This window comes from Enterococcus sp. DIV0691, from assembly GCF_051711145.1.
In the GTDB taxonomy this organism is placed as follows: Bacteria; Bacillota; Bacilli; order Lactobacillales; family Enterococcaceae; genus Enterococcus_B; species Enterococcus_B hirae.
This window is the reverse complement of the sequence record NZ_JBIOLY010000001.1, coordinates 1,280,936-1,298,963: the sequence shown is the minus strand read 5'-3', so window position 1 is coordinate 1,298,963 and position 18,028 is coordinate 1,280,936. Positions and strand designations below refer to the sequence as shown.

Annotated in this window: 12 protein-coding genes and 1 other annotated feature; of the genes, 1 reads left to right on the top strand and 11 read right to left on the bottom strand. The window is 37.7% G+C overall.

Annotated features, from left to right (window positions below; translation table 11 throughout):
* Positions 1–341: 341 nt before the first annotated feature.
* The 6 genes from IGJ11_RS05860 to IGJ11_RS05835 form a co-directional block, all read right to left on the bottom strand.
* The gene (locus tag IGJ11_RS05860) at positions 342–1,208 is read right to left on the bottom strand and encodes a hypothetical protein (protein WP_207432299.1); all 867 of its coding nucleotides are present in this window, start codon (positions 1,206–1,208) and stop codon (positions 342–344) included.
* A 512-nt stretch (positions 1,209–1,720) separates the two neighbouring features.
* Entirely contained in the window at positions 1,721–1,930 is a 210-nt protein-coding gene (locus IGJ11_RS05855; protein ID WP_010737487.1) for a hypothetical protein, read from the bottom strand.
* A gap of 299 nt (positions 1,931–2,229) precedes the next feature.
* Positions 2,230–2,886, bottom strand: a complete 657-nt coding sequence (locus tag IGJ11_RS05850; RefSeq protein WP_010719297.1) for an amino acid ABC transporter permease — start codon at positions 2,884–2,886, stop codon at positions 2,230–2,232.
* A 15-nt stretch (positions 2,887–2,901) separates the two neighbouring features.
* Entirely contained in the window at positions 2,902–3,549 is a 648-nt protein-coding gene (locus tag IGJ11_RS05845; RefSeq protein ID WP_010719298.1) for an amino acid ABC transporter permease, read from the bottom strand.
* A 12-nt stretch (positions 3,550–3,561) separates the two neighbouring features.
* Entirely contained in the window at positions 3,562–4,377 is an 816-nt protein-coding gene (locus IGJ11_RS05840; RefSeq protein ID WP_034699986.1) for a transporter substrate-binding domain-containing protein, read from the bottom strand.
* 13 nt (positions 4,378–4,390) lie between these two features.
* Positions 4,391–5,128 carry an amino acid ABC transporter ATP-binding protein gene (locus IGJ11_RS05835; RefSeq protein ID WP_010719300.1) on the bottom strand — a complete coding sequence of 246 codons (738 nt, stop codon included), beginning with the start codon at positions 5,126–5,128 and terminating at the stop codon, positions 4,391–4,393.
* 250 nt (positions 5,129–5,378) lie between these two features.
* On the opposite strand from IGJ11_RS05835, the gene trpS reads away from it, so the two are divergent.
* Positions 5,379–6,389: a tryptophan--tRNA ligase gene (trpS, locus tag IGJ11_RS05830; RefSeq protein WP_178286325.1), complete on the top strand. Its 1,011-nt coding sequence runs from the start codon at positions 5,379–5,381 to the stop codon at positions 6,387–6,389.
* Between the two features lie 62 nt (positions 6,390–6,451).
* Here the strand turns inward: trpS and pheT are convergent, their stop codons facing one another.
* The 5 genes from pheT to IGJ11_RS05805 all read right to left on the bottom strand — a co-directional run bounded on the left by pheT (position 6,452) and on the right by IGJ11_RS05805 (position 17,871).
* Entirely contained in the window at positions 6,452–8,872 is a 2,421-nt protein-coding gene (gene pheT, locus IGJ11_RS05825; RefSeq protein ID WP_178286327.1) for a phenylalanine--tRNA ligase subunit beta, read from the bottom strand.
* A 5-nt stretch (positions 8,873–8,877) separates the two neighbouring features.
* The gene (gene pheS, locus IGJ11_RS05820; RefSeq protein WP_010719303.1) at positions 8,878–9,921 is read right to left on the bottom strand and encodes a phenylalanine--tRNA ligase subunit alpha; all 1,044 of its coding nucleotides are present in this window, start codon (positions 9,919–9,921) and stop codon (positions 8,878–8,880) included.
* Between the two features lie 48 nt (positions 9,922–9,969).
* Positions 9,970–10,173, bottom strand: a binding site (T-box leader).
* A gap of 42 nt (positions 10,174–10,215) precedes the next feature.
* On the bottom strand, positions 10,216–10,557 hold the full coding sequence (locus tag IGJ11_RS05815; RefSeq protein ID WP_010719304.1) for a winged helix-turn-helix transcriptional regulator: 342 nt from the start codon (positions 10,555–10,557) through the stop codon (positions 10,216–10,218).
* 70 nt (positions 10,558–10,627) lie between these two features.
* Positions 10,628–14,344: a helicase-exonuclease AddAB subunit AddA gene (gene addA, locus IGJ11_RS05810; RefSeq protein WP_207432306.1), complete on the bottom strand. Its 3,717-nt coding sequence runs from the start codon at positions 14,342–14,344 to the stop codon at positions 10,628–10,630.
* Positions 14,341–17,871, bottom strand: a complete 3,531-nt coding sequence (locus IGJ11_RS05805) for a PD-(D/E)XK nuclease family protein (protein ID WP_207432314.1) — start codon at positions 17,869–17,871, stop codon at positions 14,341–14,343. Before IGJ11_RS05805 ends, addA begins: the two co-directional genes overlap by 4 nt.
* Between the last annotated feature and the right edge of the window lie 157 nt (positions 17,872–18,028).

The window sequence follows — 18,028 nt, the reverse complement described above, 5'->3', positions numbered from 1 at the left end:
TAAAATTTTATGTACTGCTTCATCAATTTATCAGAAAAAAGAATACATAAGAAAACTTTTATTTCCAAGAAAAGAAAATTATGCAATTTAATACCATTTAATTGATTAAAATTCTAGGTTATTACTTTTAATTTCTGAGAATACAAGGTCAAGAATAGTATTTTCAAAGAATTATGCATCATGAAATTATATTTGAGTATTCCTATACATAACAATTCCTTTCATAATATTTCATTGATTTTTTAATCCCAGTTTTAATTTAGCCATAAAAAGTGGGATATTAATCAGATCAATATCCCACACTCATTTATTATGTAATTATTTTTAGAGTTTATTGATCACTATCTTTGAAATTGATCCTTTTTGTTTAGATATGCCTGTGACTTTGGTAGTACAGATGTTTTTAATTGCTCAATTCTTTTTTTCGTAAGACTTCTTTGTTCTGAGCTTCCTTTTTCAAAAAATTCTCTTACACTCATCTTGAAATATTCTTGTCTTTCATTTGGTTTACTTGGAGACTTATATTCACTTTTTAATTTCTCAATTTCTATTTTTTGCCTCTTTTTACTTATGTATTCAGATTTTTTCAACTCGTCTTGAAATTTCACCATTAGTGTTGGAGGAATTTCAGTATAGTGTCTGTTCATCTTAAATCTTTCTTTCACTTGATCAACCGCCATATCTTCTCTAGCCTTTTTTATTGATTTTTCTATCTTGGGCGTTTGCTTCTTTAAGAGTGTCTGAACATCTCTTCTAGCGATCACATCTAAATCATAAATAAAGGAAGTAAACCTATTAAGGTCCAAAGAATCGAAATAGAATTTATCAAGGTCTTGAATTAGTGCATGTTTTGTTTCTTTCGACAAAACTGCTTCTTTGCTTAAATCATACCTTTGATTAAGGTAGTTAATATAAAAGGTTTTATTTTTATCATCCACTACTATTCTATCATCACTATTCATTTGGATGTTCATTTGGATGTTCCTTTGTCGTAACAGTTTTTTCTCTTCTGGAAGAAGCGGAAGATAAAAGATAATCCCTTCTGCAGACTCTCTCTTATAGTTAGAAAGAATTTTACCTAAAGTTGCTAACTTTTCCGAACTATTAGCTTCTCCCCTCACAAGCTTATGATCCTTGATTAGTTGAAGAGCAATAGCATATTGACTTCCTGTCCGTATTACTGCTATTTTTTGTTTATCATTTGGCATGTTATTCTCTCCTTTAAAAGTTATATACTACCTTGTTAAACTATCAGAAAAAAGGAGTATCTAAGTAACTTTTATTTCTGCAGAAAGAATTTTTTGGCATCTGATATCACTAAACATGTTGTTTTTCGAGTTACTATCCGATAACCATTCTGTCAAAAAGCAGTCATCACCCACTTATAGAGAATGGATGATGACTGCCTATACTAGATTAAAATTGAAGATTCTTAATTTATCCACTTCTGTTTGTCACAAATTGTTGATTGAATGATCTATCGACCACTAGAACATCGTACTTCTACTTCACGCAAGCTCCCCTTTTTTGCTTTAGCAGTCGTTCAGAACAGCTGGTTTTCTAACCGACCAATTTGTTCATTCATTTTTGACATTTTCCTAAATAAACGAACCCTTACACAAAAAATGTACTATATTTCTAGAAAATCTTACAGAAACTTCTTTCTTTTTACCATTTCCTGTTTGTCGCAAGCAATGGATCTTCGTATACAATTAGTCAATTACATTCGATAATAGACAATGATTGCTAGTCCGATACCTGATAAAATCAGTCCCCAAAATAGTTGTCCGAACATACTGGTATCTCCCAATAGCCAACGAACGAAAAATAATTTTCTTCCAAAACAAAAAATTAACACACCTATGATAAAAATAATACATCCCGTAGAAAATATCGGGTTTGCTTGAAAAGCATTTATAATCTCTTCCATCTAACAACATCTCTTTCTCTATCCATTATAGTTACCACAAACTCTGTTAGGCATCCTCTCATTTCAATACGTTTACCTAACGACACTTAGTATACTTCCTACTGTCAAGACAGTCCATATTTTTAAATGACCTGAACGAACAAAACTGTAAGCTATGTTTTTAAGCTGATCTTTGTCTACGACTACTTTCTCTCACAATATCGTTGAAGAGAAAAACGATCTAAGTTTTACATTGACGAATCAAATAAAAATACTCGCTGAACAATTTTCATTGAACAACGAGCATGCTAAGTTTTTGACTAATAGCTGTACTTTCTTTTTTCTAAATAGGAAGAAAGTAAGGATAAAGCATAGCAGACAGCAAAATACATCAATGTCATTGCCACAAACATTGGCAATACATAATTGGTATTTTGTCCGTAAACAATTCGTGCTTGGTGAGTCAATTCAGGTAAGGAAATGATCACTGCTAATGATGTATCCTTGATCAATGAAATCAGCTGACTCACGATTGCTGGGATCATTGATTTAAATGCTTGGGGTAAAACGACGATTCTCATCGTTTCTACATAAGACAATCCTGTGGAAAGACCAGCCTCCATTTGTCCTTTAGGAACGGCATTCAACCCTGCTCGAAAAATTTCTGATAACATAGCCGATTCAAAAATCGTCAATGCTGCTACGGCTGACCAAAAAATATTCATTTGGATACCGATTTGTGGTAAGGCAAAATACGTAAAGAAAATGATCAATAGCAATGGAAGATTTCTGATAATATCAATTAGTATTCCTAGTATTTTTGAAAAATAAGGTATATTAGCAAAACGAACCACACCACAAATCCCGCCAATCAAAAAACTAAAGATGATTGAAAATAATGAAACCTCCACAGTCACTTTTAATCCTTCTAATAAGAAGCGGATATTCATCCATGAAAAAGCACCACTAAAATCCATTTTGTTCTCCCCTTCCTATGAACGAACTGCCCATTTTTTCTCTAAATATGTCATCAAGTAAGACAAAGGTAATGTAATTACTAAGTAAAAAAGACCCACGATGATATAGGTATCAAAAGTGTTGAAAGTTTCACTGGCAATTAAGTCCCCTTGGTACATTAAATCTAACCCAGCAACGATAGCTAAAATCGATGAATTTTTGACTAGATTAATGAATTGGTTTCCTAATGGTGGTACGACAATCTTGAAAGCCTGCGGCAAAATAATAAACCGCATCGTTTGCGCATAGGTCAAACCAGCTGATAAACCCGCTTCTGTTTGCCCTTTTGGCACTGTTTGAATCCCTGAACGAACGGTTTCTGCAATAAATGCCGAAGTATAGATCGTCAAACCGATCGTCCCTGCTTGAAAGCCGTCAAAACTAATCCAATAGATCGGAAGGACGACATAAAAGAACATCACAATAATCAACAACGGGATATTTCGAAAAAATTCCACGTACGCTTTAGCTAGTCCACTGATCACTTTGTTCGTTGACAATTGAAAAATTGCCATCAGTGTTCCAATAATCAAACTAAATAATAAAGCTAACACACTTGAATAGATAGTGATTTTAAACCCTTCTAAGAAGGTTGATCCATATGTTTGCAGCAACTCAGCCATTCTTTCCCCTCCTTAATTCACTTTTCCTTGGGTGGTATCTGGGAACCATTTTTGGTAAATCTGATCATATATGCCGTTAGCAATGAGTTCTTTTAACGCTTGATTTACGGCATCCAAAAATTCTGTTTGTCCTTTATTGATCGCAATTCCATAAGGTTCATTGGTAAACGTCCCACCTGCTAAAGTATAGTCAGGGTTCTCGTCAGCCATTCCCAACAAAATGGCATTATCGGTCGTCATAGCATCTCCTTGTCCTGATTGTAAAGCAGTAAACGCTTCGGCATAGTTTTCTAGTTCAAGAATTTTTGCGTCTGGAGCATGTTCTCGGATATTTACTGCAGAAGTTGATCCTTTGACTGCGAGCACAGTTGTTTCAGCATTTAAGTCATCTACGCTTTTAATCGGGCTTCCTTTTTTGACTAATAAAGATTGTCCGGCATCAAAATAAACATCAGAAAAATCAACTTGCTTTTTTCGTTCATCTGTAATGGTCATTGTCGCAATAATCGCATCAATATTTCCATTTTTTAATAGAGGAATCCGTGTTTTAGAGGTAACTTCCACAAATTCTGCTTTCCCATCTTTTCCAAGAATCTCTTGCGTAATCGCTTTAGCGATATCGATATCAAATCCTTGAACCGTACTACTTTTGATATCCATCATCCCAAATAAGCGAGTATCGTATTTTACACCCCACGTTATGGTGTTGTTTTGCTTACTTCGTTCCAGAATATTTTCTTCAGCGACACTTTTTCCTTTGCAGCCTGCTAATATCAAAAAGACCAGACCCAAAAGGAAAAGCAAACGAATCATTGTTTTCTTACGCATTTTATTCCTCCTATCAATGATTGATTACTTTACTAATAAATTGTTGTGCCCGAGGTTCTTTAGGGTTCTCAAAGAAGTCTTTTACATTGCGGCTATCTTCTAATACTTGGCCATCCGCCATGAAAATAACCCGATCTGCTACTTCTTTTGCAAATCCCATTTCATGGGTCACGACGATCATTGACATCCCATCACGAGCTAATTTTTTCATCACATCAAGTACATCCCCGATCATTTCCGGATCTAAAGCAGATGTAGGCTCGTCAAATAACAGCATTTCCGGATTCATCGCCAAACCTCTGGCAATTGCCACACGCTGTTGTTGTCCTCCAGATAACATAGATGGATAAGAATCTTTTTTGTCGAGCATGTTGACTTTTTCTAAGAATTTTTCCGCGTTTTTCACTGCACTTGCTTGATCTTGCTTTAATACTTTAATCGGTGCAAGTGTAATGTTTTCTAAAACGGTTTTATTAGGATATAGATTAAAATGCTGAAAAACCATTCCAACATTTTTTCTGACTTCGGTCAATTTTGTTTTTTTGTCCTGAAGGTCGATATCATTGATTAACAATCTTCCAGAAGAGATCGTTTCTAATCCATTGATACATCGTAACATTGTACTTTTACCTGAACCTGAAGGACCAATGACAACGACGACTTCCCCTTTCTCAAACTCGAGGTTTATGTTTTTCAAAGCATGGAATTTGCCGTAGTATTTTTCCACGTTATCAAATTTAATCATTGCCATATCATTACACTCCCATTATTATTTAGTAAGAAAACATTTAAAGATATATAATAGAACATATTATATCTGAAACTTACGTATTTTGTAAAGTTTCTTTGAAACTTTCTTTCGTTATTTTTCTCCTTTGCTTCTTACATCTGCTATTTTTCTGCATTTTGTTCGTCTTTTGATTTAGAACGGTTGTTTCTTCCTCCAAAAAACGGTAAGATATTAAGTGCTTAGTCTTACAAATCGTAAAGAGGTGTTTTTTTTGAAAAATATTATTCTAACAGGTGATCGCCCGACTGGCAAGTTACATTTAGGGCATTATGTAGGATCACTCAAAACACGGGTAGAAATGCAAAAAGATGAAAACAATCAACTTTTTGTAATGATTGCAGATATGCAAGCCCTAACCGATAACGCTAAAAATCCTGAGAAGGTTTCTTCAAATGTACTTGAAGTTGCTTTAGACTATTTAGCTGTTGGATTAGATCCTACGAAATCAACGCTTTTTATCCAATCGCAAATCCCAGAATTAGCTGAATTGACTATGTACTATTTAAACCTAGTCAGCGTTGGGCGTGTCCGTCGTAATCCTACAGTTAAAACAGAAATCGAACAGAAAAAATTTGGTGAAGGTGTCCCAACTGGATTCTTTATTTACCCTGTATCGCAAGCTGCTGATATCACAGCTTTCAAAGCGAATTTAGTTCCTGTTGGTGAAGATCAAAAACCAATGCTTGAACAAACGCAAGAAATAGTTCAAAGTTTCAACCACACGTATGGCGACGTCTTAGTGGAACCAAAAGGCGTTTTCCCGCCAAAAGGAATGGGCCGTTTGCCTGGCATCGATGGGAATGGAAAAATGAGCAAGTCATTGGGTAATGGCATCTATATTTCTGATCCTGCTGATGTGGTCAAGAAAAAAGTAATGAGTATGTACACAGACCCAAATCACATCCACGTGGAAGATCCAGGTCAAGTCGAAGGCAATATGGTATTCACTTATCTTGATGTGTTTGGAAAAGACAAAAACGCGATTGAAGAAATGAAAGCTCATTATCGTCGTGGTGGTCTAGGTGATGTAAAAATCAAACGCTATTTGATTGATGTTTTGGAAGAAGAGTTTGCTCCAATTCGTGCTAGAAGAGAAGAATTAGCGAAAGATCCAGCCGCTGTGATGGCGATCCTAAGAGACGGTAGTGACGCTGCTGCGAAAGTCGCTGCTCAAACTCTAGCAGAAGTCAAAACTGCAATGGGAATCAATTATTTTAACTGATTGGCTTGTTAATGAATAAAAAAGACGTCCTCATTCTTTGTGAGGGCGTCTTTTTTTACAGTTTAACGAATATTTGCACCAACTGTTTCACTTAGTGCTTTTTCGATCTTAGTCATTGATCGGTTAATTTCTTCATCTGTCATTGTTGCTTCAGGATTCTCGAATGTCAGACTGTAAGCCATTGACTTATGTCCTTCCTCGATATTTTTTCCTTGATACACATCAAACAGTTGGATGTCTGTTAAGAACTTACCTGCAGCAGACTGGATAACCGTTACGATTTCTTGATTGGTTACTGTTTCTGCAACTAACATCGCAATGTCCCGAGAAACGGAAGGGAATTTTGTCACCGCATGGAAAGTCATCCCTTTTTGAGCAGCTTCGATCACTGAGCTCAAGTCAAATTCTGCAACATAGGTTTCTGGAACATCGTATTCTTTAGCTGTATTCGGATGAACCTGTCCAACAAATCCAATCACTGTTTCACCTAAATAGATTTCCGCTGTTCTTCCTGGATGCATGTCTTTCAAACTATCAGTTGCTTGATAAGAAATTTCTGTTGCTATTCCTAATTGTTCAAACAAGTTTTCTAAAAGACCTTTGATCGTATAGAAGTCAACTACTTCTGCTTGAGTTTGCCAACTTTTATCTTGCCAAGTACCTGTCAATGCAAGAGCAACATGTTTCACTTCCTGCGGCAAATGAGTCAATGGATCGTTTTCTTGATAGAAGACTCTTCCAACTTCATAAAAAGCGACATCACTATTTTTTCTAGCTACGTTATAGTTCACATTATCCAGTAACCCACTGATCAAGTTCATTCGTAAGACAGAACGGTCTTCGCTCATTGGCCAATCAAGACGTGTAACTAAGGAATCTTTGATTGTAAATTGACGAGATTTTTCTTCCGTTGTCAAAGCATAGCTGATGGCTTCATGTAAACCACTATCTTCAAGTAATGTACGGATCTTGCGTGTTGTTGCTTGCTCTTGGGTCAAACTTCCTGCAACAGTCTCTCCACTTGGTAATGTGGAAGGCAAGCGATCATAACCATAGATACGAGCGACTTCTTCAATAATATCCGCTTCAATCTTGATATCCCAGCGACGGGGAGGAACAGTAACGGTGAACGTTTCCCCTTCACTTTGATAGCCAAAGCCAAGTGCTTCAAAAATCTCATTTACTTCCTTCACTGTTAAGTCAGTTCCTAGATAATGATTGATTCGTGAGAGAGTGATCGTTACTGTTACGTCTTCTACTTGATAAGTCGAACCAGCAACCGCACCTTGAAGAACCTCACCGCCTGCTAACGAAACGATCATTGCAGCAGCAACGTCACACGCTTCAGCAACTGTTGCTTGATTGATTCCTTTTTCAAAACGAGCAGAAGATTCACTTCTTAAATTGAATTGTTTCGCTGTTCGACGGATCGAAATTGGATCAAACAAAGCTGCTTCTAGAGCAACCGTAGTCGTTGTCTCAGTGATTTCAGAATCCAAGCCGCCCATCACACCTGCTAAAGCGACTGGTTGTTCTCCATTAGTGATCACGAGATTTTCGGGTGTTAACTCACGTGTTTCGCCATCTAACGTAACGATTTTTTCTGTTGCTTTTGCCTGACGGACGACGATTTCTTGTGATCCTAGCCGATCATAATCAAACGCATGTAATGGTTGTCCAAACAACAGTAAGATATAGTTTGTGATATCTACTACGTTGTTGATTGGTCGAATCCCTTCATTCATCAAGATATTTTGTAACCATTGTGGACTAGATTGGATTTTTACGCCCTCAATGATTCGAATTTGATAAGCAGGCACAGCTTCTGGATCTTCGACTTTCACCTTGATTTTGTCTTTTGCCGGACGTGCTGCTTCTACTAATTCTTCCTCTGCAAAATGAGGTGTTTGACGATAAATCGCCCCCACTTCATATGCTACTCCTCGCATAGATAAAGCATCTGCGCGATTCGGTGTAATCGATAACTCGATAATTGAATCGTCCATGTCTAAATAAGAAAAGACGGGCTCTCCGTTGACTGCCTCTTGTGGAAGATAGTAGATTCCTTCAGCATATTCTTTGGGAACAACACTATCTGGATAGCCAATTTCTTGTAAGGCACAAATCATCCCATTAGAAACTTGACCACGCATTTTCCCTTTTTTGATTTTTACATTCCCTGCGATCCGTGAATTAGGTAAAGCAACGATGACTTTGATCCCTGCCTTCACGTTAGGTGCGCCACAGACGATCTGTGAAAGTTCTTCTTCACCGATATCCACTTGGCAAATCGATAAATGATCGGAATCAGGATGTGGTACGCATTCCTTGACTTCGCCGACTACGATTTTTTTTAAGCCTTCTTCAGGAACCGTGATTCCTTCCACTTCGATCCCAGTCACTGACATTTTATCAGATAGTTCTTTTGGCGTAACTGCTGACAAATCAAGATATTTATTTAACCATTTATAAGAAACTAACATGCTTTTTACTCCCCTTTGAACTGACTTAAGAAACGCAAGTCATTTTGATAGAAATTACGAATATCATTGACACCGTAACGTAGCATTGCTACTCGATCTGGGCCAAGGCCAAAAGCAAAACCAGAGTATTTTTCCGGATCGATACCTGACATTTTCAATACATTTGGATGAACCATCCCAGCTCCTAAGATTTCAATCCAACCGGTGTGCTTGCAGACATTACAGCCAGCGCCACCACATTTGAAACAGCTGACATCCACTTCAACAGAAGGTTCAGTAAATGGGAAATAACTAGGACGTAGTCGAATCTCACGTTCTTCACCAAACATCTTTTTCATTACGACTTCTAACGTGCCTTTTAAGTCACCCATCGTAATATTTTCATCGATCACTAATCCTTCGATTTGATGGAATTGGTGACTATGAGTAGCATCATCTGTATCACGACGGAATACTTTCCCAGGTGAGATCATTCGAAGTGCACCTTTTGAAAAGTCATGTTTTTCCATCGTACGTGCTTGTACTGGTGAGGTATGCGTACGAATCAAGATCTCTTCTGAAATATAAAAAGTATCTTGCATATCACGAGCTGGGTGGTCTTTTGGTAAGTTCATTCGCTCAAAATTATAATGATCAGACTCCACCTCATACCCTTCAACAATTTGGTAGCCCATTCCGACAAAGATGTCTTCGATTTCTTCCATGATTTGTGTCAAGATGTGGCGGTTTCCTTGTTTGACTTGACGTCCTGGCAAGGTCACATCAATTGTTTCTTTGCTTAAAGCTGTTGCAAGTGCCGCTTCTTCTAACGCTTGCTTTTTACGTTCAATTTCTGCTGTCAACAGATCACGAATCTCATTGGCAAAACTACCAACTTTCGGACGTTCTTCAGGACTTAGATCCTTCATTCCCCGTAAAACTTCGGTGATTGGTCCTTTTTTTCCTAAAGTTTCTACACGAATTTGATTTAATTCTTTTAAATCGCGTGCTGTCGCTATTTTAACGATTGTGGCTTCTTTCAAGCTTTCTAATTGGGCTTGTAGAGACATTCCCTATTTCCTCCTTCAAATTCAAATACAAAAAAGACCTCATTCCTACAAAGGAACGAGGTCTTCGCGTTACCATCCTAATTTACGGTCAAAACCGTACACTTACTTTTTTAACGACATTTGCCGGTCTGAATAAATCAGACGAACTCAGAAAGTGAACTTCATTTTTCAAACTCAGGATCTGCTTACAGTCTATGACAGATCTCCCTGGACTGGTTTAGCCAAACTACTCTTTTTCGTCAACGTTCTTTAGCTATTCATCTAATGCCAGTTTACAAGATTTCACTTCCAAAATCAACTGCATTCTTCTTCTGTCACCCATTTTTCACTCCAAACCTGTAACTGAACAATGGCCTTTTGAAGATCCGCTCCTTTTTCAGTTAACATATATTCTGAACGGCTGGACTCTTTACATGAGAAGTTTCTGGCGATGATTTTTTCTTTTTCAAGTTCTTTTAATCGTTCAACTAAAACCCGATCACTCACCATAGGTATTTTAGCTGCGAGATCAACAAAGCGTTGCGGACCATTTTCAAGCAATACATCAATAATCAGCCCATTCCATTTTTTACCTAAAATCGAAAAGGTCTTTTCAAATTTAGGACATAAAGTGAACTCTGTCTGTGTTAGCTCCATTTTACTCACCTCTTTGCTAAGAGTATAGCATATTACTTACAAAGTGTAAGTCCTAGTTGCTCAATTATTATTATTTATTAATATTTATTATTTTCTTTGCGCTTAATAAGACAAGAAAGACATCTGTGACAGGCTTTTCTAAAGATTCTGTCAACGCCTGTTGATAGAGATTCAATTGCCCACGATATTTTTGAATGACAGCATCAATCGCTGTTTCATCGTTGCGATCTAAAATGAAATCCGTCTTAAAGTCATATAATTGAATCGTCGTGGATAATTCGATATAACCATCAACAATCCCATGGATCAGCAATTCATCTTCTTCATTTGGGTATTGTTCAAAGACCCGTTCTGCAGGTAATAACATCGAAAACGGTTGTTCCCGTTTGACATGCTCTTTTTGCTTGATCAATTCTTTTCCTAGCTCGGTTTCAAAAAACCAAAGAATAGCAGAAAAATCAATTTTTTTGGCTACCTTTTGATCCACTAAACGCTTTTTGACTAATTCATCTAGCAATGCTTGGATCGACTCAGTAGTCGGCATTTCTAATGGCAGCAATTGCAATAAATAGTGTGTTGCAGTTCCGATTGCCGCAGCTGAAACCTGTTGCGTTTTTTGTAAGAAACGTGGTTCAGCCAATGTATCTTGCGTATAACGGAATTGGCGGTTTAACCCTCTTGTTTCATTACTTTCCCAGACAAGTTTAGCATCAAGCGTATCATCTGGATCTTCAAACAAACGTTTAATTTCAGAGACCGATTGATAACTTGTGGTTTGCGTTGACTCTTTGAAAGGATAACGATAATCGAGTCGTGCTTTCAAAGCAGGTGATAGTGGTGTTTGATCCACGTCATTATTTTCGGCAGCATCGTTTTCTTGCGCTATTAAACGTTGCCTTTTTTCAAGCAGAGATTGTTGATTCATCCAAGTAATCGCAAATTGGCTATCAGAGTTTTTTAATTCTGAAAGAATGGTTGCTTCGGTAAAATAGTTTTGCATCAATGGGTGACGCATCAAACTAAGACCGATCCAGCTCATCAAGCTGCTATTCCCTTTTAATCGAGTCGTTGGTTCTAAGACTAATTCGGTTTGTTCAGAAGCTTCTGACCAATTCTTCAAGGTATCTTCTTTATTTTTATACGAGCCGATAATAAATAATTTTTGTTCCGCACGGGTCAAACCAACGTAGAGTTTACGCATCTCCTCTGACAATAACTTATTTTGTTTGGCTGATTTGATTGCTTGGTAAGGCAAGGTATCATACAACACCCGAGTATCAGGGTCCATATAACGAATCCCCGCACCTAGTTTTTCTTCAAAAGCATATCGCTTTTTTAAATCTTGCAAATTGAATTGTTTGGTCATATCTAATAAAAAGACAATAGGAAATTCTAAGCCTTTACTTGCATGAATCGTCATGACTCGGACGGCATTATCGGCGGATGAAATCACCGGCTCCGCTAAATCTTTGTCTTTTTCCTGCATCTTTTCGATGAAGCGAACGAATTGATACAACCCTCTAAACGAACTTTGTTCATACGCTTTTGCACGATCAGCCAAGGCATAAAGATTTGCTTGTCTTTGGGCGCCGGCTGGTAAACCTGCTACATATTCTAAATAACCGGTTTGTAAATAGATCTCCCACAGCAAGTCAGTGATTGAAGACCGCCGAGCCAGTTCCCGCCACAATTCGAGTTGGTCATTGAAATGGCGCAATTTATCAGCTAATTCATTCTGATTTGCTGTTTGGTAAGCCAGCACCGCATCATAATAGGTATGCGTTCGATCAGCTAAACGGATCTGTGCCAGTTCTGGTTCAATCAGTCCTACGATCGGTGAACGTAAAACGGCTGCCAATGGAATATCTTGATATGGATTATCAATCAATTGTAGCAAAGAAATCATCGTACGTAGTTCAGTAGATTGAAAATAATTTTGGGCATCATTCATTTCTAAAGGAATATCCAATGTTTTAAAGATCTCTAAAATCGTCAGATTATTCTTCTTTGTAGGTGTTAAAAGTACGATATCTTTATATTCGACAGGACGATTCTGTTTCATTTTTTTATCATAGATCAGGAATTTTTCATCAATCAGTTCGCGGATTTTTAAGCCCGTCATAAAAAGTTCGCCTTCTGTTTTGTCCTCTAGATTCTCATCAATTGGAAGGTCGCTGTTTGGCTCTTCTTCTTTTTCGTAAATCAATAGTTCTGGTTCAAAGCGATCGACTTCGGGGAAATCGGGAAATCCTAATCGTAATTGTGCAGCATCATCATAAGCGATTTGTCCCACAACAGGGTCCATTAATTGTTGGAACACTAGATTGGTAAATGACAGGACTTCCTTACGAGAACGAAAGTTTTCTGCCAAAATAATCCGTCTTCCACCGTCAGCTGTTGAAAATGCTTCATACTTTTCAATAAACAAACTAGGATCAGCTAGTCGAAAAGAGTAAATCGACTGTTTAACATCCCCAACCATGAATAAATTGCCGTTTGTTGGATCAGGCTGTCTAAGCCAATAAAGGATAGCTTCTTGCAACTGATTGATATCTTGGTATTCATCGACCATTACTTCTTTGAATTGCTTACGATAAAGCTTTGATGCTTCACTTGGAAGCCATGACTCTTCTGTTTGAGTCGTCAAGATTCGCAAGGCAAGATGTTCTAAATCATTGAAATCTACTACTCCCTTTTCTCTTTTTCGTTGGCTAAAGCCATCCATGAAACGTTTGGTAACACTCGTGAGCTCTTCCACTAGGACAGCAGCTTTTTTCGTCCGTTCGGTCAATTGTTCAGGAGAAATCGGAAAATATGTTTTTCCAATTTTCTGAATGATTTTTTTCACCTGATCTCTTAAATTTTTAACTTCGGCTGAACGTTCTTTTAGCTCTGCTTTGCGACTGCTTTTAAAAGTAGTAAAAGTCAATGTTTCTAAACCCGTATAGGCTTCCGGCAATTGATCTTGTAATAAGTGATCATAAATGCGTTGGACTTGTTCTTTTTCTCCTGCAACTTGTTCCAACATTTTTTCCAGACCTTCTTCTTGCGCTAATCCAACCATTTCTTCATAAAGTTGCACACTTTGTGCCATATCTGTAAGTAGAAGTGGTCGCAATTGTTCTTGGTACAATGGTGAATGAGCTAATCCATCATCTAAACGATAGTTATCCACTAATTGATCTAACCAACGTTTGGGATCAGGATTCGCTCGCGCAAATTCATAAAGAGAGAAAACCAGATTGGTCAATCCATCATCTGAACGATCATTTGAAAAATTCATTGTTAATTGGAAAAACTCTTCCCGATCTTCGCTATAACAAGCCTCGCGTAATTCATCCCAAACATCTTCTTTCATTAAGATCGTTTCTGTCTCATCCGTTAACATCCGAAAAACTGGATCAATATCGATCAAGTAGTAGAATCGGCGGATAACCGTTAAACAAAAAGCATGTAAAGTAGAAATATTAGCACTTGGCAATAAAATCAGCTGTTTCGTGAAATGTTGTTGGCGTGCCGGATCGCTTTCACTATTGACTGCCTCTTGTAAAGCTTCTTGGATCCGTTCTTTCATTTCTTTCGCTGCCGCTTCTGTAAACGTCACGATCAAAAGTTCATCAATATTGAACCCCATTTTTAGTTTTTCGATTACTCGACGGACAAGCACTGTGGTTTTTCCAGAACCAGCGGAAGCTGATACCAGCAAGTTATCTCCCTGATCAAAAATGGCTTGCCATTGTTCGTCAGTGAATCGTTCGTTTTCTGGTCTCAAAGGAATTTTGGTCATTCTTCCTCACTCCTTTTTTCTATTCTTCGCAGGGCTTCTTCCTTGTTTAATTTTTCTAAACGGTGATAATTGTTTTCTTGCAACATCACATCAAACGTACAAACACTTCTAAAAGGACACATTTGACAAGCAAGCCGCTCCTTGTCTTTGTATGCTGGATTAAGTTTGATCTCCCCTGACGTGATTTTATCCCCTGCTAAACGCATATTCGCACGATTATGCGCCATAAAAAGTTGGAGTTCCTGTTCTGTATAGAATTTTTCTTTACTAAAACTTCCCTTTTGATAGACATCTTTCGCATTTTTCTTGATCGGATAAATCAAAGAGTTCTCTTTTGCTTCCAGTGAATGATCTAATACTTCCAACAACTCAGGTTCATCGACAAAGATGCCGTCATAACTGAATTTTTTCAATGTCTCTTTTTCAATTTCATTTGCTTCAGACAAAATCGGATTATGGACATGTAAATAATAGGAACCAGCTGGTCGAACCAATGCTTTTCCAGTCAATTTGACAGCATCCATCAACGCCACGTCTAGATAGGTCAACAGTTGCATAGCCATCCCGTAGTAAGCTTCAGTGACATCAAAGGAACGTCCACTTGATTTATAATCGACAACACTAAGCCAAGTATCCGCTTGTTCAACAGCAACATCCACACGATCAATCTTCCCACGAACATGTAATTTCCCTCCATTATTCAGTGGTAATTCCAACCCTGGGATACCTTGAGCGCCCGCAATTTGGCCAAACAATATTTCTGTTTGAAGGGGCTTCATCCCTGTATTTTTACTTTGCTTTTGTAATGCCCAAGCTACTTTTTGGATCGTTTGTCCTAACTGATAACGAATATAGTTCATTCGAGCTGAACTATCTAAAATTTCAAAGCGTAACTCACCAAAGACGTCTTGCAAGACTTTTTCAGTAAACTCTTTACGTTGTGTATCGGTCATTTCTACTAGCGATATCTGATTTGAAAATAGTAATTTAAAGAAACGATCTAATGATTCATGATAAAAATCACCTGTAGCAGCCGGTGTTAAACCATAGACCATTCGTTCTTTCAGTTTCAAACCAAATTGGACAAAATATTTATATTCACAATTATAGAAATTTTCTAATCTGGAAATAGAGGTATAAATATCTTTACCATAGAGTTCCTCTGCCATCTTTTTAGGTAATGACACCGGGACATTCAGATGTTCTTGACTTTCAAAAATGCGCAATGCAAAATTTCGCCATTGTGATTGCAAGATCTGCTCTCTTAGTTGGCGCCAATACACCGGAACTTTTTTCTTCTCTTCCTTTGCTAAACGATAGATATGATTGATTGTATTGATCCCACTACGATACGTACCGATATAACAACTCGGATCGCTGTCTAAAACCAAATGCTCTTTTCTTTCAGCTGGGATCATCAAGTATTCCATGATTCGTTTCAAATAAGGAGAGATTTTCAACGTGTTTGTATCATAACTTTGAGCGTAACTGAGGTATAGACGCTGAGTGGCTGAAGCAAACACCAAGTAGGCTTGCAATGGTTCAAAAGACAAGTTCTCTTTTGCGGGATCAAATAAAAATTTCTCTTCCGCTAAACGAGCATTCAACGTTTCCCTTTCCTCACTAGAAAGCAAGCCTTTCGTTTCGTGACGATCAGGAAATACTTGATCATTCAAGCCAATGGCAAACGTGACTTTCGCCTGGTTTGATCGTACCAGTTCCAAGCGGTTGATGCGTACTTGGTCGATTGCTGTAGGAATCTTCCCATAACTTAAATTTTCTAACCCGCTGGTAATGATTTCCTGAAACAAATGCCAGTCAAATTCAGATTCCCCATAAATGAGCGAATACTCGTCCAGTAAATCAATCAACGCCCCCCATGTTTGCTCATGGTTTCGGGCTGCTGCTAAATTGCCTCGTTCAATTTCTTGATTTCGCCAAAAAACTAATTGTTGTTGTACGCCACTGTTCACCAAAAAACGATAAAAGACCGTCGCGCCTTCTTGTCCATTTTTACATTTTTTTATCTTGTCAAAAAATGTTGGGACTTTCTCTTTGAAGAAGTGCCGAATATCATTCGAGCGTTTTTCTAATTCTTGAACATCTTCCAGTTGTTCTGCTTCAAAATCGTAAGACACGAACTGCCAATCTTTTTCTCTCGTCCAGTATGAACCTTGATAGTTATAAGCAAGTGCTACATTTTCTGTGACATCTAATTTTGCTCGGAACTGATTTCTTTGCTCACGCCAACTGGTTAAGTCTAGTGTATCATCCGCTTCACAAATGAATAATTCAGTTTTGAAAAAACGCATGATATCATTCAAACGATAGGCATACCGATCTAAAGCGAATAAACTATTGATCCATTCGATCAATGGATGATTCTCCATCAACTGCTCTTCATCAATATAAAAAGGAATCGCCATTTCTTTGAAAACAGGTTGTAGCAAGTTACCATAAAACGCCATATCTTTCGTTAACACTTGAATGTCACGATAGCGATAATTTTCCTCGCTGACCAAACGACGGATCTCCACAGCTAGTTGTCTGACTTCTTCGGTGGCGTTCTCTGCTTCCCAAATTCTCAACGCCTCTTGTTGCCCAACCTTCAGCGGCTGGCTTTTTTTGTTGCTAGAAGTTTCTTCCCACATTTTTTGCAAGTGCATGAGTGCAAGCGGTCTTTCATGTTCTGGGGCAAATTTTTCCACTAAAACCGGCACTCTTCGTTCTTTGGCACTGTTGATCAGTTGGAAATAGAGCTTTCCTGTTTCATGAAACAATGTCAACACTTCAGGCATATCCGTGATATAAGGACGATCAAGAAGCAAATCAATCACTAGCTGTCCCTTTTCCATCATGACCTGTAACAATTGATATTCTTGCGCATTGACTCGAGTGAAACCACTAACGATAAATTTCACCTTAGACATGTCTTGCGTTTGTAAATAATTTGCCAAAATGGTCAAAGCATCTTCAGATTGCAGCGCACGTTGGACCAATTCTTCTTCAAAAGCTGTAAAAATCAATTGAAGATCTTTCATTTTCAACTGTTGATTTTCAGCTTTTACCGTATCCGCAAGTTCTGAAAAGACAAGATCTTCAGGTGAAATATTTCCAATACGTAATTCATTGTGCAATTCTTGCAACTGGCGAATAAACCCTTTTTTATTGATTTCTCCCCGAAAAATCGTTAAATTTTCTTCATTTTTTTCTAGGATCTGTCGCAAGATCATTGCCGAACCAGATTCTGAAAGTTCATTACCAGACAATAACGTTGTTTGCTGCAACAAATACCACGCTAAACGATAAAAACTAAAGACTTGGACATTCGTTGTACTAAATGACGTTTTGCCACTTCTTTGACGCAGCTCTGTCAAGATTTCTTGTTCTTGTTCAAATTTATTATAGTTAGGTACAAGGAAAAATACCTGGTGCATGCTATCTTTTGCTAACCATTCGACTGATTCATCAATCAACGCTGTACGGTGGTCTTTTCGGGCTGTCCCGAGAATAAATTGTAAAGACATTTTCCCTCTCCTTATTCCTTAGATTCATTCCTCATTCATTATACCAAAAACAACTGAACATTTGTTCTTTCTCCTATTTTTTTAGAAATTAATTGTTTGCGCTTATAGAGATTATTTTACCAAATCCTCTCAAAAAAAGTTTAAGACTACTTCTTGC